This window comes from Stenotrophomonas sp. 80084_Sma, from assembly GCF_056481995.1.
In genome coordinates, this window is the sequence record NZ_CM151177.1 from 4668251 (window position 1) to 4692659 (window position 24409).

General features: G+C 67.1%; 21 protein-coding genes. 8 read left to right on the forward strand and 13 right to left on the reverse strand.

All coding sequences use genetic code 11. The features are described from left to right. Window positions 1-368: 368 nt before the first annotated feature. From ACZK3W_RS21460 to ACZK3W_RS21475, 4 genes are read left to right on the forward strand one after another with little or no spacing between them, the layout of a single operon-like run. On the forward strand, window positions 369-710 hold the full coding sequence (locus tag ACZK3W_RS21460) for a hypothetical protein (RefSeq protein ID WP_049399170.1): 342 nt from the start codon (window positions 369-371) through the stop codon (window positions 708-710). Between the two features lie 56 nt (window positions 711-766). Then, window positions 767-2020, forward strand: coding sequence for a TolC family protein (locus ACZK3W_RS21465; protein WP_180837854.1), 1254 nt, complete (start codon window positions 767-769; stop codon window positions 2018-2020). Then, the gene (locus ACZK3W_RS21470) at window positions 2017-3222 is read left to right on the forward strand and encodes an efflux RND transporter periplasmic adaptor subunit (protein WP_049399168.1); all 1206 of its coding nucleotides are present in this window, start codon (window positions 2017-2019) and stop codon (window positions 3220-3222) included. The genes ACZK3W_RS21465 and ACZK3W_RS21470 overlap by 4 nt, the downstream gene beginning before the upstream one ends. Window positions 3223-3232: 10 nt before the next feature. Continuing rightward, the gene (locus ACZK3W_RS21475; protein ID WP_293795656.1) at window positions 3233-6442 is read left to right on the forward strand and encodes an efflux RND transporter permease subunit; all 3210 of its coding nucleotides are present in this window, start codon (window positions 3233-3235) and stop codon (window positions 6440-6442) included. A 133-nt stretch (window positions 6443-6575) separates the two neighbouring features. On the opposite strand, the gene ACZK3W_RS21480 is transcribed toward ACZK3W_RS21475, so the two are convergent. The 9 genes from ACZK3W_RS21480 to ACZK3W_RS21520 all read right to left on the reverse strand — a co-directional run bounded on the left by ACZK3W_RS21480 (window position 6576) and on the right by ACZK3W_RS21520 (window position 14755). Continuing rightward, complete coding sequence (locus ACZK3W_RS21480; RefSeq protein ID WP_125893313.1) at window positions 6576-8348, reverse strand: DUF885 domain-containing protein; 1773 nt, start codon at window positions 8346-8348, stop codon at window positions 6576-6578. A 258-nt stretch (window positions 8349-8606) separates the two neighbouring features. Next, a complete protein-coding gene (locus ACZK3W_RS21485) occupies window positions 8607-8954 on the reverse strand; it encodes a lipid-A-disaccharide synthase N-terminal domain-containing protein (RefSeq protein ID WP_046983511.1) in 348 nt (115 codons plus the stop codon). Beyond that, the gene (locus ACZK3W_RS21490) at window positions 8954-9676 is read right to left on the reverse strand and encodes a glycosyltransferase family 2 protein (RefSeq protein WP_005420380.1); all 723 of its coding nucleotides are present in this window, start codon (window positions 9674-9676) and stop codon (window positions 8954-8956) included. The genes ACZK3W_RS21485 and ACZK3W_RS21490 overlap by 1 nt, the downstream gene beginning before the upstream one ends. Before the next feature lie 89 nt (window positions 9677-9765). Beyond that, on the reverse strand, window positions 9766-10731 hold the full coding sequence (locus tag ACZK3W_RS21495) for an NAD-dependent epimerase/dehydratase family protein (RefSeq protein ID WP_121504109.1): 966 nt from the start codon (window positions 10729-10731) through the stop codon (window positions 9766-9768). A 46-nt stretch (window positions 10732-10777) separates the two neighbouring features. Beyond that, window positions 10778-11518, reverse strand: a complete 741-nt coding sequence (locus ACZK3W_RS21500; RefSeq protein ID WP_071229452.1) for a suppressor of fused domain protein — start codon at window positions 11516-11518, stop codon at window positions 10778-10780. Window positions 11519-11644: 126 nt separating this feature from the next. Then, the gene (locus ACZK3W_RS21505; RefSeq protein WP_106469530.1) at window positions 11645-12568 is read right to left on the reverse strand and encodes a ParB/RepB/Spo0J family partition protein; all 924 of its coding nucleotides are present in this window, start codon (window positions 12566-12568) and stop codon (window positions 11645-11647) included. Continuing rightward, on the reverse strand, window positions 12568-13365 hold the full coding sequence (locus tag ACZK3W_RS21510) for a ParA family protein (protein WP_012512504.1): 798 nt from the start codon (window positions 13363-13365) through the stop codon (window positions 12568-12570). The genes ACZK3W_RS21505 and ACZK3W_RS21510 overlap by 1 nt, the downstream gene beginning before the upstream one ends. Before the next feature lie 112 nt (window positions 13366-13477). Continuing rightward, window positions 13478-14116, reverse strand: coding sequence for a 16S rRNA (guanine(527)-N(7))-methyltransferase RsmG (gene rsmG, locus ACZK3W_RS21515; RefSeq protein ID WP_012512505.1), 639 nt, complete (start codon window positions 14114-14116; stop codon window positions 13478-13480). 39 nt (window positions 14117-14155) lie between these two features. Next, window positions 14156-14755, reverse strand: coding sequence for a 4'-phosphopantetheinyl transferase family protein (locus ACZK3W_RS21520; protein WP_049399162.1), 600 nt, complete (start codon window positions 14753-14755; stop codon window positions 14156-14158). An 84-nt stretch (window positions 14756-14839) separates the two neighbouring features. On the opposite strand from ACZK3W_RS21520, the gene ACZK3W_RS21525 reads away from it, so the two are divergent. Further along, complete coding sequence (locus ACZK3W_RS21525; RefSeq protein WP_005411656.1) at window positions 14840-15091, forward strand: GlsB/YeaQ/YmgE family stress response membrane protein; 252 nt, start codon at window positions 14840-14842, stop codon at window positions 15089-15091. Between the two features lie 72 nt (window positions 15092-15163). Here the strand turns inward: ACZK3W_RS21525 and xth are convergent, their stop codons facing one another. The 4 genes from xth to ACZK3W_RS21545 all read right to left on the reverse strand — a co-directional run bounded on the left by xth (window position 15164) and on the right by ACZK3W_RS21545 (window position 20834). Further along, on the reverse strand, window positions 15164-15931 hold the full coding sequence (xth, locus tag ACZK3W_RS21530; protein ID WP_293795634.1) for an exodeoxyribonuclease III: 768 nt from the start codon (window positions 15929-15931) through the stop codon (window positions 15164-15166). A gap of 118 nt (window positions 15932-16049) precedes the next feature. Continuing rightward, on the reverse strand, window positions 16050-17459 hold the full coding sequence (locus ACZK3W_RS21535) for a coniferyl aldehyde dehydrogenase (protein WP_478450266.1): 1410 nt from the start codon (window positions 17457-17459) through the stop codon (window positions 16050-16052). 184 nt (window positions 17460-17643) lie between these two features. Next, a complete protein-coding gene (locus ACZK3W_RS21540; RefSeq protein ID WP_049399160.1) occupies window positions 17644-19308 on the reverse strand; it encodes an MFS transporter in 1665 nt (554 codons plus the stop codon). Between the two features lie 98 nt (window positions 19309-19406). Then, window positions 19407-20834, reverse strand: a complete 1428-nt coding sequence (locus ACZK3W_RS21545; protein ID WP_046983432.1) for a DcaP family trimeric outer membrane transporter — start codon at window positions 20832-20834, stop codon at window positions 19407-19409. A gap of 245 nt (window positions 20835-21079) precedes the next feature. Here ACZK3W_RS21545 and acs point away from each other — a divergent pair, with 245 nt between their 5' ends. The 3 genes from acs to ACZK3W_RS21560 all read left to right on the forward strand — a co-directional run bounded on the left by acs (window position 21080) and on the right by ACZK3W_RS21560 (window position 24350). Continuing rightward, complete coding sequence (gene acs, locus ACZK3W_RS21550) at window positions 21080-23023, forward strand: acetate--CoA ligase (protein WP_478450267.1); 1944 nt, start codon at window positions 21080-21082, stop codon at window positions 23021-23023. Between the two features lie 121 nt (window positions 23024-23144). Continuing rightward, window positions 23145-23810 carry a response regulator transcription factor gene (locus tag ACZK3W_RS21555; protein WP_005420420.1) on the forward strand — a complete coding sequence of 222 codons (666 nt, stop codon included), beginning with the start codon at window positions 23145-23147 and terminating at the stop codon, window positions 23808-23810. Between the two features lie 168 nt (window positions 23811-23978). Next, the gene (locus ACZK3W_RS21560) at window positions 23979-24350 is read left to right on the forward strand and encodes a hypothetical protein (protein WP_125893301.1); all 372 of its coding nucleotides are present in this window, start codon (window positions 23979-23981) and stop codon (window positions 24348-24350) included. Window positions 24351-24409 lie beyond the last annotated feature (59 nt).

Sequence of the window (24409 nt, forward strand, 5' to 3'; positions counted from 1 at the left end):
TGGGTTCCAGTTCGAGATCAAGGTGATCGCGAAGCTGCCGTGATACGGGTAGTGCCGGCCGCTGGCCGGCAATGTGTCGGAGGTCGAAAAGCGTGTCGACCAAGGTCGACACCTACCAGGGCAGTCAGCGTGACCTGGCTGTATGGGTTCCAGTTCGAGATCAGGGTGATCGCGAAGCTGTCTGCAGACCGGCGGTAGTGCCGGCCGCTGGCCGGCAGCAATGTGTCGGAGGTCGAAAAGCGTGTCGACCAAGGTCGACACCTACCAGAGCTGGCGTGTGCCGCCCACCTGAACGGGAGGTTCCGACGAATTCCCGAGGTGGCCATTGATATTGTATCCGGCGAAAACCGCTTGCTAGCCTCCCCTCCATGCGCCGGATCACCCGCCAACTGCGTACGTACCTGATGATGCTGCTGATGGCGGCATTCGTGGTCGTGCCGGTGGCCGACGCACTGGTGTGTGCGGTGGAACCGCATGCCAGCAGCGCCCATGTCGAATCCCTCGCGGACGACGCAGGCGGTGACAGCGACAGCGACAGCAAGCACACGGGTGCCTGCACGCATAACCACTGCCACCACTCCACGCTGAGCCTGCCGGCGAACGATTTCGCCGCCTTCGGTACGCCGCTGCCGGCGCGCTGGATGAATGCCGGCGACGTTGCGACCTATGCGGTCGCCCAGGATGAATTGACGCGTCCCCCCCGGGCGTGAGTTGAGCGCGTCCCGCAATCGCGGGCTCCCGTTTCACTCACAACCGGAATCCCCCTATGTCGATCCTGACACCTCGGTCGCCGCGCGCGGCCGGGCTGGTCGTCGCCGTGTTGCTGGGCCTGGCCCCGGCAGCATCGGTGATGGCGCAAGCCGCCCCCTCCTACGACACCCTGCTTGAACGCCTGGACCAGCTGCCCGGTACCCGTGTGGGTACGGCACTGGCCGAGGCCGCCGATGCGCGTGCCGACCAGGCCCGTGCGTTGCCCAATCCTTCCCTCTCCTACTCCGCCGAAAACGCCTGGGGCACCGGCTCCTATGGCGGCATGGGCAAGGCCGATACCGTGCTCACCCTGTCCCAGCCGCTGGAGGTCTGGGGCCAGCGTGGCGCGCGTGTCCGTGCCGCCCGCGCCGAGGCACAGGCCGCCAACCTGCGTGGTGCCCAAAGCCGCAGCGACGTGGCCAGCCAGCTGGCGGTGGTCTACGCACAGGCGGAAAGCGCACTGCGCCGCTACAGCCTGGCCGAAGAAGCACTGACCCTCACCCGCGATGACGCCAACGCCGTCAACGCGATGGTCAAGCAGGGCCGCGAGCCGCAGCTGCGTGCGGTGCAGGCGCAGAGCGAAGTGGCCAACGCCAGTGCTTCACTGGATGAGGCACAGGCCTTCCGCGATGCCGCGCTGGCCCGCCTGGCCGGTGCCGCGCTGCTGGATGCGCCGGTGCAGTCGATTGACGACAGCCTGCTCGACCGGGCCCCGCCGCTGCCGCGTGGCGCCACCGACGTGGCACTGGCGGTGCGCATCGCCGAAGCCGAAGCCGATGCGGCCGGCAAGCTGGTCGACGTGGAGCGCAAGCGCGCCCTGCCCGACCTCAGTGTCACCGCCGCACAGACCCGCTTCCGCGAAGGCGGCGAGCGTGCCTACAACCTCGGGGTCAGCCTCAGCATCCCGCTGTTCGACCGCAACCGCGGGGGCATCCGCGCCGCCAATGCCGACCAGCGCGCGGCCGAGGCCCGCCTGGACCAGCAGCGCCGCGACAGCGAGGCCGCGCGCCTCTCCGCCGTAGCCGGACTGAAAGCCGCCGGAAGCCGGACCCGCGCAGCCGATGAAAGCGTGGTCGCCGCCGAAGAGGCGTATCGCCTGGCCCGCATCGGCTTCGATGCCGGACGCATCTCGCAGCTGGAACTGCGCAGCACGCGCAGCGCCCTCATCGCCGCCCGCGGCACCGCCGTGGATGCGCGCCTGTCGCGCGTCGGCGCCGAAATCGATCTTGCCCGCCTTGAGGGGCGCGCACCTTTTGTGGAGGCCAAATGACTCTCTCCCGTACTTTCCCGCTGATCGGCGGCGTGCTGCTGACCGTCCTGCTTGCCGGCTGCGCCGGCAACGCGCAGACGCCTGCCAATGAAGACCCCGCTGCGGCCAAGGCCGGCACCGACGATGGCCACGGCCATGCCGCCGACAGCAAGGAGGCCAAGGCGGAAACCGCGAAAGCCCCCGCCGACGCCGATGAAGGCGTGGTGCAGCTGACCCAGGAACAGATCAAGGCCTCCGGTATCGAAGTGGTCGCGATCGGTCGCGGTGGCGGTGGCTCGACCCGGCTGTCCGGCAGGGTCGAGCCCACCGTGGGCGCCCGCGCTTCGGTTGCCTCCACGGTGACCGGCCGCGTCGAGCGCGTGCTGGTCGCGCCGGGCACGGCGGTGAAGCAGAACCAGGCACTGGCCATCGTGGTCAGTGGCGAGGCCGCGGTGTTCCGCGCCAATGCGCTGGCCGCCTCGGCCGAAGCAGAAGCCGCGCGCCTGGCCTATGGCCGCGACAAGGCGCTGGTCGACCAGGGCGTGGTCGCCCGCCAGGAAATGGAAACCTCGCGCGCACGTTCGCTGGCGGCACAGGCCCAGGCCGCCGCCGCGCAGGCCCAAGCCGCCGCCAACGGTTCGCCGGACAGCAGCGGTCGCGTGCGCATCACCAGCCCGGTAGCCGGCATCGTCGGCAACGTGCAGGTCACCCCGGGTGGCGTGGTCGCCGCCGGCAGCGCGGTGGCCGACGTCGCCGACCCGACGATGAACGAGCTGGTGTTCACCGCACCGCCGGCGCTGGCCGCGCAGGTCACGCCGGGCATGAAGCTGGAAGTGAGCGTGCCGGGTGGCAGCTTCACCGCCACCGTCACCGGGTCGGCCGCCGATGTCCGCCAGCAGGGCGGCGTCGCGGTGATCCGTGCCACGCCGGTGGATGCCGCGCTGCCGCCGGCCGGTTCGCCGGTATCGGCGGTGGTCGTCACCGAAGGCCAGGATGGCTCGCTCAGCGTGCCCGCCGATGCGGTGCAGAACGTCGATGGCAGCAGCGCGGTGTTCGTCGCCGTCGAAGGCGGCTTCAAGGCGCAGCCGGTGCTGGCTGGCCGTCGTGCTGGTGACCGTATCGAGATCCTCGGTGGGCTGACCGGCAACGAGCGCATCGTCGGTGCCAACGCCTTCCTGCTCAAGGCCGAGCTGGCCAAGGGCGAAGCCGAGCACGGCCACTGAGGAGGCGACCATGTTCAAGCTGATCATTGAAACAGCGGTTCGGCACCGCTGGCTGGTGGTGTTCATGGCGGCGCTGATCGCTGCCGTGGGCCTGTTCCAGCTGGGCAAGCTGCCGATCGACGCGGTGCCGGACATCACCAACCGCCAGGTGCAGATCAACACGGTGGCACCTGCACTGACCCCGGAGCAGATCGAACGGCAGGTGACCTACCCGCTGGAAACCGCGCTGGCCGGCATTCCCGGCCTGACCACCACGCGTTCGCTGTCGCGCAATGGCTTCTCGCAGGTCACCGCGATCTTCACTGATGCGACCGACATCTACTTCGCCCGCCAGCAGGTGGCCGAACGCATGCGCGAAGCGTCTGAAGACCTGCCCGATGGTGCGTCGCCGATGCTGTCGCCGGTCACCACCGGCCTCGGCGAGGTGCTGATGTGGACGGTGGACTTCACGGCGTTCGATCCGGCCAGGCTGGCCAAGCCCGGTGAAGCGGGTTGGCAGGCCGGCGAGGTCTACCGCACGCCGGAAGGCAACCTGCTTCGCACGCCGGAAGAACGTGCCACCTACCTGCGCACCGTGCAGGACTGGATCATCGCGCCGCAGATGCGTTCCAGCCCGGGGCTGGCCGGCGTCGATACGGTCGGCGGCTACGTCAAGGAATACGGCGTGCATCCGGACAGTGCCAAGCTGGCCGCGCACGGCCTCGGCCTGGCCGACCTGGTCACTGCCCTGCAGCGTTCCAACGTACAGGCCGGTGCCGGTTTCGTGCAGCGTGCCGGCGAGGGCCTGGTGGTACGTGCTGACGGCCTGGCGCTGACCACCGACGATCTCGCACAGGCCCCGGTAGCCACCCGCAATGGCGTGGTGGTACGCGTGGCCGATGTGGCCGACGTCGACCTGAGCCGCGCACCGCGCCTGGGTGCGGCCAGCCGCAACGGCCATGAAGCCGTGCTGGGTACCGCGCTGATGATCGCCGGCGGCAACAGCCGCACCGTGGCGCAGGCAGCTGCGGCGCGCCTGGAACAGGTGAACAAATCGCTGCCGGCCGACATCGTGGCGGTACCGGTGCTGGACCGCAGCGTGCTGGTCAATTCCACCATCAAGACCGTGGCCAAGAACCTCACCGAGGGCGCGCTGCTGGTGGTGGTGGTGCTGTTCCTGCTGCTGGGCAACCTGCGTGCGGCAACGATCACCGCGCTGGTCATTCCGCTGTCGTTCCTCTTCGCGGTGATCGGCATGAACCGCTTCGGCATCAGCGGCAACCTGATGAGCCTGGGTGCACTGGACTTCGGCATCCTGGTGGACGGTGCGGTGATCGTGGTCGAGTCGACGCTGCTGATGCTGGGCCAGCGCCGCGCCGAACTGGGCCGTGCGTTGACCGCGATGGAACGCCTGCGCGTGGCCGCCGATTCGGCCATGAAGATGGCGCGCCCGGCGGCCTTTGGCCAGCTGATCATCCTGCTGGTGTTCGCGCCGATCCTTACCCTGGAAGGCGTGGAGGGCAAGACGTTCCACCCGATGGCGGCCACGTTCATGCTGGCCCTGATCGGTGCCTTCATCTTCTCCTTCACCTTCGTGCCGGCGATGGCCGCACTGCTGGTGCGCGAGCCGAAGGTGAAGGACGGCGATGCACATGCTGACGATGGCGAGCACGAAACCAAGCTGATCCGCGTGCTGCGTGCGCGCATCGAACCAGTGGTGCGCAAAGCCGTGGCGCATCCGCGCACGGTGCTGGCCGGTGCGGTGATGATGGTGGTGGTGGGTATCGGTTCGTTCTCGCTGCTGGGCCGCGAGTTCATGCCGACGCTGGACGAAGGCAACGTGGCGATGCAGGCCCTGCGCGTGCCGTCGACGTCGCTGGAGCAGTCGCTGGCGATGCAGCTGGCGCTGGAAAAGGCGATTGCCAAACAGCCGGAAGTGGAAACCGTGTTCTCGCGCACCGGTACCGCAGAGGCGGCGATCGACCCGATGCCGACCAACATCTCCGACAGCGTGATCGTGCTCAAGCCACGCAAGGACTGGCCGGATCCGAAGCTGGGCAAGGACGCGCTGGTGGCACGCTTCGAAAAGCTGGCCGGGCAGCAGCTGGGCAACAGTTTCGAGTTCAGCCAGCCGATCGAACTGCGCTTCAACGAACTGATCTCCGGCGTGCGTACCGACCTGGCGGTAATGATCTTCGGCGATGACTTCAGCCAGCTGCAGAAGGTGGCCGACCAGGTGGCGTTGAAGCTGCGTGCGGTGAACGGTGCGGCCGACGTGCGGGTGGAGCAGATCTCCGGCCTGCCCACGCTCAACGTGGCCATCGATCACGTGGCGGCGGCGCAGTACGGCCTGACCGCGGCGGATGTGAGTGACGCGCTGGCCACCGGCATCGGTGGTACCGCCGCCGGCAAGATCTTCGAAGGCGACCGTCGCTTCAACGTGGTGGTGCGCCTGGACGATGCCTCGCGCAATGATCCGGACCAGCTGGCTTCGCTGCCGATTGCCACGCCTGCGGGCCTGGTGATTCCGCTGTCGTCGGTCGCGCGCATCACGGTCAGCGAAGGACCGAACCAGATCAGCCGCAACAACGGCAGCCGCCGCGTGGTGGTGCAGGCCAACGTGCGTGGCCGCGACCTGGGCGGCTTCGTCGGCGAAGCGCAGGCAGCGGTGGCCGACGTGGCACTGCCGCCGGGTGCGTATCTGACCTGGGGCGGCCAGTTCGAGAACCTGCAGCGCGCGGAAAAGCGGCTGGCAACGGTGGTGCCGGTGGTGTTCCTGCTGATCGGCAGCCTGCTGTTCATGGCCCTGCGCAGCGGCAAGGAAGCCATTCTGGTGTTCAGCTGCGTGCCGTTGGCGCTGGTCGGCGGCATCCTCGCGCTGCTGCTGCGTGGCATGCCGTTCTCGGTGTCGGCGGCGGTCGGCTTCATCGCCGTCTCCGGCGTGGCCACCTTGAACGGCCTGGTGCTGATGCAGGCGATCCGCGAGCGCCTGGATGCCGGCGACCTGCCGCTGCAGGCGGCGATCAACGGTGCATCGAGCCGTATCCGTGCGGTGCTGACCACGGCGCTGGTGGCGATCGTCGGCTTCATTCCGATGGCGATCGCCAGCGGTTCCGGTGCGGAAGTGCAGAAGCCGCTGGCGACGGTGGTGATCGGTGGCCTGATCACCGCCACCGTGCTGACCCTGCTGGTGCTGCCGACCTTTGCAGCGCGGGTGGCCAAGCCAAGGGCGGTGGGCTGAAAGACCACGGGGTCGGATCCTGCGATCCGACCCCGTTTTCCAATCAGGGGTAGTGCCGGCCGCTGGCCGGCAATGTCGAACAATTGCGGTGCATGCGGGTTGCCGGCCAGCGGCCGGCACTACCTTGGAACGGTCAGGCCTTCTTTCGTTCGGCGATGTACGCCTGGATCTGCTGTTCCAGCACCGGCAGAGGCACCGAGCCCTGCTTGAGCAGGGTGTCGTGGAAGCCCTTGATGTCGAACTTGTCGCCCAGCTCCTTCTCGGCCTGCGCACGCAGGCGCACGATGGCGATCTCCCCCAGCTTGTAGCTCAGGGCCTGGCCCGGCCAGGAAATGTAGCGGTCCACTTCGGTGGTCACTTCATGCTCGCTCAGCGCGGTGTGGTCACGCAGGTAGGCCAAGGCCTGCTCGCGGCTCCAGCCCTTGCTGTGCACACCGGTGTCGATCACCAGGCGCGTGGCGCGCCACATTTCGTAGGTCAGGCGGCCGAAGTCCTCATACGGGGTTTCGTAGATGCCCATTTCCACGCCCAGCTTCTCGCAGTACAGCGCCCAGCCTTCGCCGTAGGCGGAGATGTAGGCGTTGCGGCGGAACTCGGGCAGGTTCTTCTGCTCGGCGGCAATGGCACCCTGCAGCGCGTGGCCCGGATCGGATTCATGCAGGGTCAGCGCCGGCAGGTTGTACAGCGGGCGCGACGGCAGGTTGTAGGTGTTGAGCCAGTAGGTGCCCATGCCACCGCGGCCGGCGGTCCAGAACGGCGCGATGTCCGGCGGCACCGGCACGATGGTGAAGCGCGCGCGCGGCAGCGTCATGTACTTGCCGAGCTGACCGTCGGCCCGCTTGGAGATCCATGCGGCGCGCGACAGCAGCTCTTCCGGCGTCTTCGCATAGAACTGCGGATCGGTGCGCAGGAAGGTCAGGAACTCGGCGAAGCTGCCCTTGAACTTCACCTGCTTGATGATGTCGTTCATTTCCTTCTGGATGCGTGCGACTTCATCCAGACCGATGCGGTGGATCTCGTCCGGCGACAGGTCCAGCGTGGTGTATTCGTGGATCTGCTGCTTGTAGTACGCCTTGCCGCCCGGCATCGCTTCGGCGGCCAGCGTGGTACGCGCCTGCGGCACGTACTCGCTGACGAAGAAGGTGCGCAGCTGCTGGAACGCCGGCACTACCTTGCCACTGATCGCTTCCCGCGCCTGCGCCTGCAGCCTGGCCTGTTCGGCGGCCGGGATGCTGTTGGGCAGCTTCTTGAACGGCGCGTACAGCGGCGACTCAGTGGGATCCATCAGCTCGGCGACGGTGGCGATGGACACTTCGCGGCCATCGAGCACCGCGCGCGGCACGCTGAAACCTCGCTTCAGGCCGGCGCGCATGTTTTCGGTCTGCTGGCCGAAGTAACGCGGTACATCGTTCAGGCGTGCGATGTAGCTCTGGTAGTCCTGCACGGTCTTCATCTCGCGCCGGGCCATGAAGGACAGGTTGGACCAGAACGAGGAGTCGGCGTTGAACGGCATCTCGTAGCCACGCAGGCGCACTTCTTCGGCCAGGTTGAACACCTGATCGCGGTAGATCGCGTAGTTGATCTGGTTGTCGGGCGACAGGGTCTTCGGGTCGATCTTCTTCAGCGCAGCGAGGGTTTCATCCCATACCTTCAGGCGCGCCTGCTGCGCGGCCGGGCCGACGTCGGGCATGCGGGTGGCGTTGGCTGGCGCGTCCTCGTCCTCGCTGGCCTCGCCGCCGCCCTCCTGGCGCCACTTCCATTCCTTCTCGTACAGCGCGCGGAAGGCGGCATCGGCGGGCGATTCGGTAGCCACGCTGGCCGGCGCGGCGGCGGCGGGCGGTGCGGCCAGGGCTACGGCGGGGGTGGACAGGGCGATCAGCAGGGCAACGGCAAGACGGGTTTTCACGAGCACAGGTTCCCGGGAAGGCAGACCCCGATGATGGCACCGCCCACGGCCCGTGGCATGGGACGAAGGTCCTGCCTGGGCCGTGCCGGGTAGCTGCCGACCTTGGTCGGCGCTGGCTTTCCCCGTGTGCCAACCAAGGTTGGCAGCTACCCGGCACGGCCGCCGGACATGCAACAGAGCCACGCCATGCGCGGATGCGCCGGCGATCCGGTCGGGGTCAGAGCCCTTTCCTGCGGAAAGGGCTCTGACCCCGCAGCCTCAGTGGCTGGCCTTGTCCCGCTTCCAGCCGCGGTGCTTGATGTCCAGCTGCAGGCTGTACAGCGCGGTGAACGCCGGGAACAGGTTCTGCAGCACGCCCACCGAGTCCTGCTTGGCCGAGAACAGGAAGTAGCTCAGCGTCATCAGGCTGCCGACCACGCTCATGTACCAGAACAGGCGCGGGATGACCGGCTTGCCGGCGCGCTTGGAGGCCACGAACTGGACCAGCCAGCGGCCGCCGAACATCAGCGCACCGGTGTAGCCGATCAGCTTCCAGCCGGTCACATGCAAGCCGGTCCAGTACAGCCAGGTCAGCGGCTGGTCGAGCCAGTGCAGTGCCAGTGCCATCATCGCTCTTCCACCGCGGTGCGCTTGCTGCGGGTGATCAGCCAGGCCACGCCACGCAGGTCACGGATGCCGACCAGGGCGCGGCCGAGGTTGTTGTACTTGGAGACACCGGCGGTACGGTGGCGGTGGTTGACCGGCACGCTGGTGGTCTTCCAGCCGGCGCGCTGCATCAGCGCCGGCAGGTAGCGGTGCATGTGGTCGAAATACGGCAGGTCGAGGAACGCGCTGCGCTCGAACAGCTTGATGCCGCAGCCGGTATCGGGCGTATCGTCGCGCAGCATGCGTGCACGGATGGCGTTGGCCCACTTGCTGGCCCAGCGCTTGCTGCCACTGTCCTGGCGGTTGACGCGCCAGCCGGCGAACAGCTTCACCTGTGCCTCGGCGGCATCGCGCGCCGCCAGCAGCTTGGGAATGTCGGCCGGATCATTCTGCCCGTCGCCATCCAGGGTCGCGATCCACGGCGCACGTGCGTGCTTGACGCCGGTGCGCACGGCGGTGCTCTGCCCGCTCTGATTCACATGGTGCAGCACCCGCAGTTCCGGGGTGGTCGCCTTCAGGCCCTGCAGCACCGCCAGGGTGTCATCGCGCGAGTGGTCGTCGATGTAGACGATCTCGAACGGAAGCCGTCCACGCAGTGCGGCGGTGATTTCGGCAACCAGCGGGGCGACATTGTCGCGTTCGTTGAACACCGGGACGACAACGGAAAGCTCGGGTTGGCTCATAAGGCACTCGGCCAAAGGGGGACAAAGACCGCGCATTCTCCGAAGCCGAGGTTATCCGAAGATGAATCCGGCTGTGTGAGGATCCCTCCTCAGGCGCGGTCGCCAAAATACTCGCGGCACCACTGCACGACGGGGGGCAACCCTGCTTCGATCGGGGTCACCGCGTCGAAGCCGAATGCGTCATGGGCGCGCCGGGTATCGGCCATCGTGCGCACCATGTCGCCCGGCTGCATCGGCTTGTAGACCTTCTGCGCGGGGCGACCGGCGGCCTGCTCGATCACGCTGATGAAGCGCTCCAGCTCGACCGGCGTATGGTTGCCGAGGTTGAACACCCGGTGCGGTACCGGACCATCGGCCGGATGCGCGAGCGCGCCGAGAATACCGGACACGATGTCGGAGACATGTGTGAAGTCGCGCTGCATGCGGCCTTCGTTGAACACGTCGATCGGCCGCCCGGCCAGCACCGCGCGCGAGAACAGCAACGGTGCCATGTCCGGCCGGCCCCACGGGCCATACACGGTGAAGAAGCGCAGGCCGGTGGCATGCAGGCCGTACAGCTGCGCGTAGGTGTAGGCCATCAGCTCGTTGGCCGCCTTGGTGGCCGCATACAGCGAGCGCGGCTGGTCCACGCGCTGGTCCTCGGAGAACGGCGGCGTGGCCGAATCACCGTAGACCGAGCTGCTCGACGCATACACCAAGTGCTGCACGCCACGGTGGCGGCACAGCTCGAGCATGTTGACGAAGCCGATCAGATTGCTGTCGACGTAGGCCTGCGGATTCTCCAGCGAATAGCGCACTCCGGCCTGTGCGGCCAGGTGGATCACCGCAGTCGGCTTCACCTCGTCGAACAGCGCCGCCAGGCCTTCGCGATCGGTCAGGTCGAGCGTGCGCAGGTCCAGCGCCGGGCACAGCGCGGCCACGCGGTCGCGCTTGATCTGCGGGTCGTAGTAGTCGTTGAAGTTGTCCAGGCCGACCACCGGCTGGCCCGCCTCCAGCAGCGCGCGGGCGGTGTAGGCACCGATGAAGCCGGCAGCGCCGGTAAGCAGGATGGTCATGGCAGGGGCCCGGAAGCAGAAATTCAGGCCCCTGATGTTACCGGTCTCAGAACAAACCGAAACGCTTCTTCGCCACGTTGACGCGGCCCGGCTCGATCACATCGTTGATCTGCTTCGCATCGAAGCGGTCGAGCAGGGCGTCGGCGCCCTTCTTCAGCTTCAGGTCCATCTCTTCCGGATACAGCGGAACCAGGCTCATGAAGCTGATGGTCCTGCCATCCTCCAGCTCCAGCGTGGCGAAGTCCTCCGGAGCAGTCACCGGCATCAGCACGATGGCACCGTCGAAGCCTGCTCCGGGCGCATAAGGCTCGCTGGGATGGCCGTTGGGAATGGTGTGGCCGAAGCCCAGCCAGGTGTCGTACTCATGCGGCAACCGCGCCATGCCCTTCAGCAGGCGCACCGGCCAGTAATTGCGCTCGTCCTCGAAGGCGTCCTGGGACATCGGCCAGTCGGCCGGCAGGGTCACCATCAGCTCCATGTAGCGCGGCACGTCCGCGTCCACGTCGGCGGGCACGGTCATCGGCAGGTCGCTCATGCCGGAGGTGACCAGGCGCAGGTACGGGCAGTGGTCATTGGCCGGCACCACGTGCACGTCAATGTGCACCAGGTCGGAAATGAGTTCGTGCAGGACCGTGGCGATCGGTCCGAGATGGCGCTCGATATGGCCGCTGATCGCTTCGATGTGCTGCTCTTCGCCGATGGCGAGCACAAAATCCTTTTCGCGCCGGTGCCTCAGTATCTGGGTACCGTCCGGGCTGACGTCCTCGTACTCGTATTCGTTGCTCATGTCCTGCTCCCTGGATGAGGCCACGGGCCGGAAGGCAGTACATCCCACGGCGCGCGCGGCGGTACGTTCCCTGTCATTCGCGGGACACGGCAGGAACGGGCCGCGCCCCCTGTCACTGCGCCGGGCTCAGCCCTGGCGCGTGCGCAGCTTTTCCAGCACGCCGTCCAGGGTATCCAGGTCGGTGTAGTGGATGATCAGCTTGCCCTTGCCGCCGCGACCATGGTTGATCGCCACCTTGGCCCCCAGGGCTTCGGACAGCTCGGTTTCCAGCGAGGCGATGTCGGCCTGCTGCACCTTCGGCGTGGCCACCGGGCGGTTGCTCGGCACCTTGCCGGCCGCGAAGGCCTGCGCACGGCGCTCGACCTCGCGCACCGACCAGCCTTCATCGGCCGCTTCCTGCGCCAGCTTGCCAGCCAGCTCGGGGGCCAGGGTCAGCAGCGCGCGGGCGTGGCCCATTTCCAGGCGACGGGTTTCCAGCAGCAGGCGGATCGCCACCGGCAGCTCCAGCAGGCGCAGCAGGTTGGACACCGCCGCGCGCGAGCGGCCGACGGCCTCGGCGGCCTCGGCATGGGTCAGGGTGAATTCGCTGATCAGGCGCTGCAGCGCTTCGGCTTCTTCCAGCGGGTTGAGGTCTTCGCGCTGGATGTTCTCGATCAGCGCCATCGCGATGACGGTGCGGTCTTCCAGCTCGCGCACCACCACCGGCACTTCGTCCAGGCCGGCCAGCTGCGAGGCGCGCCAGCGGCGTTCACCGGCGACGATCTCGTAGTTGCCCGCCGGCAGCTGGCGCACCAGGATCGGCTGGATCACGCCCTGCGACTTGATCGAATCAGCCAGCTCGGAGAGCTTGCCCTCGTCCATCTCGCGGCGCGGCTGGTACTTGCCCGGCTGCAGCTGGCCGACGGCCAGCTTGCGCAGCACCTCACCCGGCAGCGGTTCGATCACCGCGGTACTGGCCTGCACCTGGCTGACCGCACCCTTGGGACCCAGCAGGGCATCCAGGCCACGGCCGAGGCCTCGCTTCTTGGCTGCCGGCTTGCTGCTGGTCATCAGACGGTCTCCACGGCCTTGCCGGCCTTGTTGCGTTCGTTGTTGCGGCGGATGATCTCGCCGGCCAGGCCCAGGTAGGCCACGCCACCGCGCGAGGCGCGGTCGTAGCCGACGATGCTCTGGCCATGGCTGGGTGCCTCGGCCAGGCGCACGTTGCGCGGCACGATGGTGCGGAACACGCGGTCGCCGAAGTGCTCGGTGAGCTCGGCCGAGACCGCGTTGGCCAGGTTGTTGCGCACATCGAACATGGTGCGCAGCACGCCTTCGATCTCCAGCGCCGGGTTGAGGTTGGCACGCAGCGCTTCGATGGTTTCCACCAGCGCGCTCAGGCCTTCCAGTGCGTAGTACTCGCACTGCATCGGTACGATCACCGAATCGGCGGCGGCCAGCGCGTTGAGCGTCAGCAGCGACAGCGCCGGCGGGCAGTCGATCAGGATGTAGTCGTACTCGTCGCGGATCGGTGCCAGCGCGCGCTTCAGGCGCTGCTCGCGCTCGCTCTGCGCCATCAGCTGGATCTCGGCCGCAGTCAGGTCGATGTTGCCCGGCAGCAGGTCGTAGCCTTCGGCCGTCTGCACGCGCACATCGGCGGCGCTGGACTCGCCCAGCAGCAGATCGTAGGTGGAGGAGACCAGCTCGCGCTTGTCCACGCCACTGCCCATGGTCGCGTTGCCCTGCGAATCCAGGTCGACCAACAGCACGCGCTTGGGTGCGTTGGCCAGGGAAGCGGCCAGGTTGACGGCGGTCGTGGTCTTGCCGACGCCACCCTTCTGGTTGGCGATGGCGATGATGCGGGCCATGCGGGTGTGCCTCGTCGACGTGTGCTGGGACCGGTCATTATGCGTACAACCGGGCCCTTGCGGAAATCGTGGATCGCCAACCTCTTGTTCCACAAGGGGCTGGCGACGGGAATCAGGGACCTGTAACAGTGACCAGGTGGCGTTCGCCGGCCAGGCCGGGCACGCTCAACGGGGTCACCTCGCGCACCTGCCAGCCAGCCGGCAGCTCCGCGATCTCTTCATGCGGGTAGACGCCCTTCATGGCCAACAGCACGCCGCCGGGGCGCAACAGATGGCCACCGACGCGGACGATGCCGGCCAGGGTGTCCATCGCACGCGCGGTCAGCTGGTCGTAGTGGCCAGCTTCGTCCAGCGCCTCGGCGCGCGATTCGGCCACGCGGGCATTGCCCAGACCGAGCTGGCGCACGGCCTCGCGCATGAAGCGCGCCTTCTTGCCGTTGCTCTCCACCAGGGTGACCTGCAGGCCCGGGCAGGCGATCGCCAGCGGGATGCCGGGCAAGCCGGGACCGGTGCCGAGGTCGGCCAGGCTGCCATCGGCCACGAACGGCTGCATCGCCAGTGAATCGAGCAGGTGGCGGGTGACCATCTCCTGCGGATCGCGGATGGCGGTGAGGTTGTAGGTGCCGTTCCAGCGGTGCAGCAGGGCCAGGTAACGCAGCAGCGGCGGCGCCAGCGCGGCGTCCAGGCCCATGCTGGCCAGGCCCTGTTCCAGCGTGGCAGCCACGCTGGCGGGAAGTGGGTGTTCGCTCATGCCGCCATTATCGCCGGTTTTGCGCGCTGATTCCCCGCTTCAGTGTGGATACCAGGCCAATGCCGCACGGAACTGGCCGGTGGCCTGCCATTCGTGCAGGTGCCAGCGCGCGGCCTCGCCCAGTTCCGGGTCGCACCAGCGCAGGTGCAGGGCGCCATCGGCCCCCGGTGCCAACTGCAGGCGGTGCAGGCCGAACGAGATGCCCTGCCCGTGCGCCTTCAGGATGGCCTCCTTGACGCACCACACGCGGAAGAACCAGTGCTCGCGCCCGGCCTCGTCCAGGCTTTCCAGCCAGGCCACTTCCTCGGGGTGGAAGAAGCGCTGCACGATTTCCAGAAGACGCGGCCGCGGGCGCAGCAGTTCCAGGTCGACGCCCAACCGCACGCCCTCGCCCAGCGCCACCAGCAGCACCTCGCCGCTGTGGCTCCAGCCGGTGCCGTAGTGGGCCAACGCGCCGCTCAGCTCCGGCCGGCCCTTGTCATCGCGGACCAGCGGCAGCGTGTCCGGGTCGGCGCCCAGAGCCTGCGCCAGCACCTGCCGCGCCTGCGGTTCGCCGCGGTGGCCCGGCACGTGCGGGCGCCGCCAGACCGTCACCGGACCGAAGCGCCACGGGCCGTCGAGGGTGGCTGGCAGGCTCATCCGCACGCGCCCATCACGCAATTCCACGACGGGTTCACAGCCCTGCGCGTCAACTGGTCACAGTTCCCCACCGGAGGTTCGATCATGGGCATCATCATCTGGCTGATCGTCGGCGGCATCGTAGGCTGGCTGGCCAGCATCATCATGAAGCGCGATGCCCAGCAGGGCATCATCCTCAACATCGTGGTCGGCATCGTCGGCGCGCTGATTTCCGGCTGGCTGTTCGGCGGCGGCATCAACGAAGCGATCACCATCCGCACCTTCCTGTTCTCGCTGATCGGTGCGGTGATCCTGCTGGCAATCGTCAACCTGTTCACCCGCAAGAGCATACGGTGATCTGAGGGTAGTGCCGGCCGCTGGCCGGCAGACGTTTCAGAACGGGCCCGGCAATCGTCGGGCCCCGTTCGTTCAACCCAACTGCACCCACGCCGGCGCATGGTCGCTCGGGCGCTCCCAGGTACGCGGCTCACGGTCGATGCCCGAGGCCACCGCACTGCCCTTCAGCGCGTCGGAAACCAGGGTCAGGTCGATGCGCAGGCCCAGGTTGCGGCGGAAGCCCGCGGCACGGTAATCCCACCAGCTGAACACACCGGTCTCGTCGTTGTGCAGGCGGAAGCCATCGTGCAGGCCCAGCTGCAGCAGCTTGTTGAGCGCGCCGCGCTCGGCGGTGGAGGTCAGGATGTGGTTCTCGTTCCACACCTCCGGGTCGTGCACATCGCGCGCGTCCGGGGCGATGTTGAAATCGCCCATCACGATCAGCTTCGGGTGCCGCTGCAGTTCTTCGGCGATCCAGGCATGTACCGCCTCCAGCCAGCGCAGTTTGTACTCGTACTTGTCGGTGCCGATGTCCTGGCCGTTGACCACGTACAGGTTGATCACCCGCAGGTCGCCGAAGGTACCGGCGATGACGCGCTTCTGCTCGTCCTCGAAGCCGGGAATGCCGATCTGCACGTCCTGCGCCGGCTCACGCGACAGCAGCGCCACGCCGTTGTAGGTCTTCTGGCCGGCGAACACGCTGCGGTAGCCCGCGGCGATCAGCGCCGAATCGGGGAACTTGTGGTCCTCCAGCTTGGTTTCCTGGATACCGACGATGTCCGGGCCGAACTCCTTGAGCCACTGCTCCAGGTGCGGCAGGCGGACATTGAGCGAATTGACGTTCCACGAGGCGATCTTCATGGGGGCATTCTACCCGGGTGGGCCCTGATGGGCGCCCCTATACCCCGGTAGACGCCAACCTTGGTTGGCGCCAGCAATCACCGTGTGCCAACCAAGGTTGGCAACTACCGGAACCCGATCACCGCAAGAGGAACTTCAACAACCCCGCAATCTTCGAATATGGTGGCCGCAGCCGGTCGCTGGCGGCCCAGCGCGACTGCCACAGTACCGGCAGCCGCTTGCTCATCGCATCGAACCCGGCCCGGCCGTGGTACGCGCCCATGCCGCTGGCCCCTACCCCGCCAAACGGCAGACCATCGGCGGCGAAATGCAGCAGCGTGTCATTCACCGTCACCCCACCGGCCACCACCTGGCCGAGGATGCGCTCCACCGTCGCCGTGTCATGGCTGAAGGGATACAGCGCCAGCGGCCGGTCGCGCGACAGCACGTCGGCCAGCGCCGCATCCAGATCCGGGTACGCCCGCACCGGCAGGATCGGCCCGAAGATCTCCTCGCGCATCAGGTCCAGGTCGTCCGGCGGGTCCAGCACCACAGTGGGCACCAGCAGCCGCTCACGATCAGCGCGCGCATCGTCCACCTGAGCCAGCGGAATCACCGGCACACCGCGTTCGCGCGCCTGCGCCAGATAACCCTGCAGGCGCCGGTACTGGCCTTCGTTGATGATGCGCGTGTAGTCGTCGGCGCTGCTGAAATCGCCGTAGCGCTCGCGCACCTGCTGCTGCAGCGCCTGCACGAACTCGCGCTGGCGCGCGGTGTCGATCAGCACGTAATCCGGCGCGATGCAGGTCTGCCCGGCGTTGAACCATTTTCCGGTGGCGAGCCGCGCTGCGGCTTTATCCAGCGGGAAATCGCGACAGACAATCGCCGGCGACTTGCCGCCCAGTTCCAGCGTGACCGGCACCAGATGCTCGGCGGCGGCCGCCATCACCTTGCGGCCAACCGCCGTCGAGCCGGTGAACAGCAGATGGTCCAGCGGCAGCGACGACACCGCCGCGGCCACATCCGCCCCACCCTGCACCACCGCCACGCGATCGGGCGGGAACACGCTGGCCAGCAGATCGGCCAGGAACGCGCTGGTGCACGGCGTGTGTTCGGAGGGCTTGAGCAACACGTGATTGCCGGCGGCAATGGCGGTGACCAGCGGCACCAATGCCAGCGTAACCGGATAGTTCCAGGGCGAGATCACCCCGACCACGCCCAGCGGCGTCGGCCGCAGCTGCGCGCGCGCCGGCCACAGCCGCCAGCCGGCACCGACGTGCTGCGGCTTCGACCAGCGGCGCAGGTGACGGCGCAGGTGGTCGATGGCCGACAGCACACTCATGCCATCGGCCAGCTTCGATTCGACGTGGGCGCGATGGCCGAAGTCCTCGGCGATGGCCTGGGCCATCTCGTCCAGGCGCGGCTTCAGCGCCTCGCGCAGGCGGCGCAGGTCGGCTTCGCGCTGGTCGAGCGAGGGGCGCTGGGCCTGCCACGCACTGCGGAGGGTGAGCAGGACGGCGGGAAGGTCGGCTGGGGCGGTGGTGGTCATGGGCCGACTATACGGCGTGCTGTGCAACGCAAAGGTAGTGCCGGCCGCTGGCCGGCAGCCCCATGGATCTCCGGCAGACATCGTGCATTTGCCGGCCAGCGGCCGGCACTACCAAAAAGAGGGCCGCGGTCTGCACCGCGGCCCCTGAAACCCGGTGGGTGCCGACCGTTGGTCGGCACGCCGGTTACTTGGTGATATCCACGTCCTTGGTCTCGCGCAGGAACAAGCCGCCGATCACCACCGACATCAGCGCGATGATGATCGGGTACCACAGGCCGTAGTACAGGTTGCCGGTACCGGCCACCAGCGCGAACGAGATCGCCGGCAGGAAGCCACCGAACCAGCCGTTGCCGATGTGGTACGGCAGCGACATCGAGGTGTAGCGGATGCGGGTCGGGAACAGTTCGACCAGGTAGGCGGCGATCGGGCCGTAGACCATGGTCACGTACAGCACCAGCAGCCACAGCATGAAGATCGTGCCGGCGATGTTGATGCGTGCGCCATCGGCCTTGGCCGGGTAGCCGGCGGTGGTCAGGGCGGTCTTCAGTTCCGCACCGAACGCATCGGCCTTGGCCTTGCCGTCTTCCTTGGTCAGGCCGGCGGCCTCATACGAGGTGACGCTGGCGCTGCCCACGTTCACCATCGCCAGCGAACCGGCGGCGGCGGGCTGCACGTCGTACGGCACACCGGCCTTGGTCAGCGCGGCGGTAGCCACGTCGCAGGAGCTGGTGAACTTGCGCAGGCCGACCGGATCGAACTGGAACGAGCAGGTGGCCGGATCGGCCACGACCAGGGCCGGCGAGCTGCTGCGGGCTTCTTCGATGGCCGGGTTGGCGAAGTGGGTCAGGCCCTTGAAGATCGGGATGTAGGTGACGGCGGCCAGCAGGCAGCCCGCGAGGATGATCTTCTTGCGGCCGATACGGTCGGACAGCCAGCCGAAGAAGATGAAGAACGGCACGCCCAGTGCCAGCGCGGCCGCGATCAGCAGGTAGGAGGTGGTGGCATCGACCTTCAGCATGCTGCTGAGGAAGAACAGCGCGTAGAACTGACCGCCGTACCAGACCACCGCCTGGCCAGCCGCAGCGCCGAGCAGGACCAGCAGCATCAGCTTCAGGTTGCCGCCCTTCAGGCTGTCACGGAACGGGGTCTTGGAACCCTTGCCCTCGGACTTCATCTGCTGGAACAGCGGCGATTCGCTCAGCTGCAGGCGGATCCACACGGACACGCCCAGCAGCAGGATCGAGACCAGGAACGGAATACGCCAGCCCCAGGCTTCGAAGGCTTCGTTGCCGAGGAAGTAGCGGCAGGCCAGGATGATCAGCAGCGACATGAACAGGCCGAGCGTGGCGGTGCACTGGATGAAGCTGGTGTACAGGCCGCGCTTGTCGTCCGGCGCATGCTCGGCCACGTAGGTGGCGGCACCGCCGTACTCGCCGCCCATTGCCAGGCCCTGGGCCAGGCGCAGGATGATCAGGATCACCGGTGCGGCGAAACCGATCGAGGCGTAGTTGGGCAACACACCGACCAGGAAGGTCGAGATGCCCATGATCAGGATGGTGACCAGGAAGGTGTACTTGCGGCCGATGCGGTCGCCGAGGCTGCCAAAGAAGGCCGCACCGAACGGACGCACGAAGAAGCCGGCAGCGAACGCCAGCAGGGCGAAGATCATGCCCGTGGTTTCATTGACGCCACTGAAGAACTGCTTGGCGATGATGGCGGCGAGTGAGCCGTACAGGAAGAAGTCATACCACTCGAAGACCGTACCGAGGCTCGAGGCGAAGATGACCTTCTTGTGGCCCTTGGTCAGGGTGCCCGCCGCATTGTGCGGGCTGGATGCAGTGCTGGACATGGGACGTTTTCCCTCTGTAGATGCCGACCTGGGTCGGTGGGTGCCGACCGTTGGTCGGCACACAATTCGGTAGGTGCCGGCCGCTGGCCGGCACGCTCTTAGAAGCTGTACTTCGTGGTGAACTGCAACCGGGTGATGTCACCCTTGTTGCCGTTCTCCACTTCGCGACGGCCGTACATCAGCTCGGCGCCGATATCGACCTTGGGCAGCGGCGAGTAGAAGATGTTGCCGCGGATGCTCTGCACGCTCTTGGTCACCAGCGGGCCGAGGATGCTGTCGTTGTCGTAGTCGCTGCGCGCGTAGATCAGGTTGGTGCGCAGCTTCGGCGAGAACGCATGCCGCCAGCCCACGTAGCCGGCAAGCACGCCGGTCGGGTTGAGCTCGTCGCGTGCCACGTCGTAGGCGCTGTCGGCGGTGATGCCCAGGCCAATGTAGCGGGCGATGCCTTCGCCGCCGGTCAGCTGGTAGTGCAGCGAATCGCTGTCACCCATCACCCACTTGCCGCCCAGGGTCAGGCCGCCGGCCACCTTGTCGGCCTTGGCGCCGGTGGCCTGGTTGTCGACCTTCAACTGACGGACGATGCCGCCGACGCCGAACGTGCCCCAGTTGCCCTTCCAGCCATAGCGCATCGTCAGATCAGGCAGGCTGCCACGATCGGAGTTGGCGCTGGCGTTGGTCCAGGCGCCGGTAACCGGGTTACGGGTACCGGTGAGCGTGGTGGTTTCCGGGTTTTCCAGCGCGACGCTGAAGCCACCCTGGGTGTAGCGCACCTGGGCCTGGCGCACGAAGATCACGCCGTCGGTGGGTCCGACGAAGTCGACCGCTTCCGGCAGTGCGGCCGCGTCCATGAAGTTGGACCAGGTCTGGCCCGCCATCCAGTTGTTCCAGTACATGTAGGCGTGGCGCAGGGTCACACCGTAGGTATTGGTCGCGGTCTGGTTGCCCAGCGAATTGCCGAAGAAGTCCATCTCGAAGAACGCACCGGCCTTGTTGCCCGATTCGCTCACGTTGTCGATGCCCAGGTTGAAGCGCGAGAACTTGGCATGGGCGTTGAAGTCAGTGCCCGAACGCTTGCCGCTGCCGCCGGCGCCTTCCACCGGCGTCTGGCCCGGCAGGTACAGCGAGCGGCCGGTGGCGTCGTCGGCCAGCTGGCCATCGCTGGTCTGGGTGGCGAGGAAGTCGGCCTTGATGAAGCCGCCGATCTTGACCGTGGTGCCCGGCGCGGCGCCCGGGGTGATGGTGGTGACCTGGATCGGCTGCTTGCCGGTCGGCACCGAGGCGACCGGCTTCTGCTCGGCCTGCACGGTGCGGACTTCGGTTACGGCCTGCTGGGTCTGGCTGATCTGGGTCTGCTGTTGCTGTTGCGAAGACAGCAGCGCCTGGACCTGGCGTTCCAGTTCGGCAACGCGTGCTTCCAGCGCTTTCTCTTTGGCGGTCTCTGCGAACGCCATGCCCGGTGCGACCAGGGCGACCAACAGGCAGGCCGCCAAAGGTTTGCGCACGGCTTTCAACGTACGGTGGCTCATGTTGCCCTCTCTCCCAAGTGGCAAGGTGATGCCGCGCGTGGGGCACGGTCGAGCCGAGACTGCGGGGCGTTCACGCACACCGGCTATTCGCCATTGGTCGAACCCGGCCCTGCAGGACGCTCACTTTCGACCATGGTCTAAGCAAGGTGGTGACGCGGGCGGGGGTGGATGGGGCAAACTGAGGGGGATCGGTCGCTGCGATGCTGCGACCGCACATACAAAGTCAACGTGCAAGTGAGGGTGCCATGGCTGATATCTACCCCGTCGATCCGCAGTTCGCCGCCAAGGCACGCATCGACAAGACGTCCTATGAACAGCAGTACCAGGCCTCGGTGTCCGATCCGGATGCGTTCTGGGGCAAGGCCGCCGAGCGGCTGGACTGGTCGCGCAAGCCGACGAAGATCAAGAACGTCAGCTACGACCTGTCCGACTTCCACATCAAGTGGTTCGAGGATGGCGAGCTCAACGCCAGCGTGAACTGCCTGGACCGCCAGCTGGAAAAGCGCGGCGACAAGACGGCCCTGCTGTTCGAGCCGGACAGCCCGGACGCGCCGGCCCAGCACGTGACCTATCGCGAGCTGTACGAGCGCACCTGCCGTCTCGGCAACGCGCTGCGCAACCTGGGCGTCAAGAAGGGCGACCGGGTCACCATCTACCTGCCGATGATCGTCGACGCTGCCGTGGCCATGCTGGCCTGCGCGCGCATCGGTGCGATCCACTCGGTGGTGTTCGGTGGCTTCGCCCCGAATTCGATCGCCGACCGTGTCAGCGACTGCCAGAGCAAGCTGATCATCACCGCCGACGAGGGCCTGCGCGGTGGTCGCAGGATTCCGCTGAAGGCCAATGTTGATGCCGCGCTGAAGCTGCCCGGCACCAATACCGTCGAAACCGTGCTGGTGGTGCGTCACACCGGCGGCGCGGTGGACATGCAGGCACCGCGCGACCGCTGGTTCCACGACGTGGTGGACAGCCAGCCGGCCAGCTGCGAGCCGGAACGCATGAACGCGGAAGACCCGCTGTTCATCCTCTACACCTCCGGTTCCACCGGCAAGCCGAAAGGCGTTCTGCACACCACCGGTGGCTACCTGCTGTATGCGGCCTACACCCATGAAGCGGTGTTCGACCTGCGCGAGGACGACATCTACTGGTGCACCGCCGACGTCGGCTGGGTCACCGGCCACAGCTACATCGTGTACGGCCCGCTGGCCAACGGCGCGACCTCGCTGATGTTCGAAGGCGTGCCGAACTACCCCGACACCTCGCGCTTCTGGAACGTCATCGACAAGCACAAGGTGAGCATCTTCTACACCGCCCCGACCGCCATCCGCGCACTGATGCGCGAAGGCGAAGAGCCGGTGAAGAAGACCTCGCGCGCGTCGCTGCGCCTGCTCGGCAGCGTCGGCGAGCCGATCAATCCGGAAGCCTGGCGCTGGTACTACGAAGTGGTCGGCGACAGCCGCTGCCCGATCGTCGATACCTGGTGGCAGACCGAAACCGGCGGCATCCTGATCTCGCCGCTGGCCGGCGCGATGGACCTCAAGCCGGGCTCGGCCACCCTGCCCTTCTTCGGCGTGCAGCCGGCGCTGGTCAATGCCGATGGCGAGATCCAGGACGGCCCGACCGAGGGCAACCTGATCATCCGTGATTCCTGGCCGGGCCAGATGCGCACGGTGTACGGCGACCACCAGCGTTTCATCGATACCTATTTCCGCACCTACCCGGGCAGCTACTTCACCGGCGACGGTTGCCGCCGCGACGAAGATGGCTACTACTGGATCACCGGCCGCGTGGACGATGTGATCAACGTGTCCGGCCACCGCATCGGCACCGCCGAAGTGGAAAGCGCGCTGGTCTCGCACCCGAAGGTGGCCGAAGCGGCCGTGGTCGGCTTCCCGCACGACGTGAAGGGCCAGGGCATCTACGCCTACGTCACCCTGGTGGCCGAAGAGGCGCCGAGCGACGAGCTGCAGAAGGAACTGGTCGCCTGGGTACGCAAGGAGATCGGCCCGATCGCCACGCCGGACCACCTGCAGTGGGCGCCGGGCCTGCCGAAGACCCGCTCGGGCAAGATCATGCGCCGCATCCTGCGCAAGATCGCCGAGAACGCACCGGACCAGCTTGGCGACACCTCGACCCTGGCCGATCCGTCGGTGGTGGCGTCGCTGGTGGACGAGCGCAAGGTGCGCTGATGGCGTGACCGCAGGCGCAGGACGCGCCAGGGACGTGGCCGGGAGGAGGGACCCGGCCGTGTCCGACCCGTCCTGCACCTGCCATCACGTCGCTCTTTTTCCTGATCGATAAGCTCGACCCATGACCACCCTCCTGATTGCCGATGACCACCCGCTGTTCCGCGAAGCCCTGCGTGGGGCGGTACAGCGGGTCATCCCCGGCGTGCAGCTGTTCGAAGCCGACAGCGTGGAAGCGCTGTACGCGCTGGCCGACCAGCACAACGACGCCGACCTGGTCCTGATGGATCTCAACATGCCCGGTGCGCAGGGTTTCAACGCGCTGGTGCACATGCGCTCGCTGCATCCGCAGCTGCCGGTGGTGGTGGTGTCCGCGCGCGAAGAAGCCACGGTGATGCGCCGCGCGCTCGACCATGGCGCGCTGGGCTTCATTCCGAAGTCTGCGGATTCGGACACCATCGGCCACGCACTGGGCACCATCCTCGATGGCGAGACCTGGGCGCCGCCGGAAGCGCACAACGTGCCGCCCACCGGCAGCGAGGAACGCGAAGTCGGCCAGCGCCTGCGCGAGCTGACCCCGCAGCAGTTCCGCGTGCTGCAGATGCTCGGCGCCGGCCGCTTGAACAAGCAGATCGCCTACGACCTCAACGTGTCCGAAGCGACGATCAAGGCCCACGTCACCGCCATCCTGCGCAAGCTGGGCGTGACCAACCGCACCCAGGCCGTGCTGATGGCCGGCAAGCTGGCGATCGACGACGACGCCATCGTGCTGCCGCCGGAAGAAGACTGAAGGTAGTGCCGGCCGCTGGCCGGCATTGGCCTGAAGCCGCCTGAAATCGCTTCGGTAGGTGCCAGGCTTGCTTGGCACTTTTGCCCAGCCCCGCCGATGACGCAATCAGCTCTGGCGGGATGATGGATTCGGTCTCAAGCTGGAAGTTCCAACTTCCCGCCCGGAACGATGGACACCTGGACACTGATCGATACCGACGGCTTGAAGATTGGTGTAGTCCAGTGCTTCCGATATGAATCCTGGCGCGTGAGTGGCAGGTTCATGCCTGATCTCGGCTATTCAAGGTACCAGCGGCTCTTCGCCGATCTTGAATATGCAGCCAATGAGCAGTTGTTCACCCATGTCGACGATCTCGAGAGAAGCATCGCTGCATTGCGCATTCGTGCAGTGGGGCCCAGCGGGGAGGACGATCCGCAGCGGGTTGCGAATCTGCAGATCATGGGTGACTGGTGTCAGTTCCAGATCAGTTCAATGACCCGCCCAGCCGATGAGCAACCTCTCACCCTGCCCTCAACAGAATCGAAAGTATCCGCACGTTGATCGCTTTCGTTCGCGAAGGCTGTCCGGATGGTCCCAGGCCTCCAGGCATGGCACAGCAC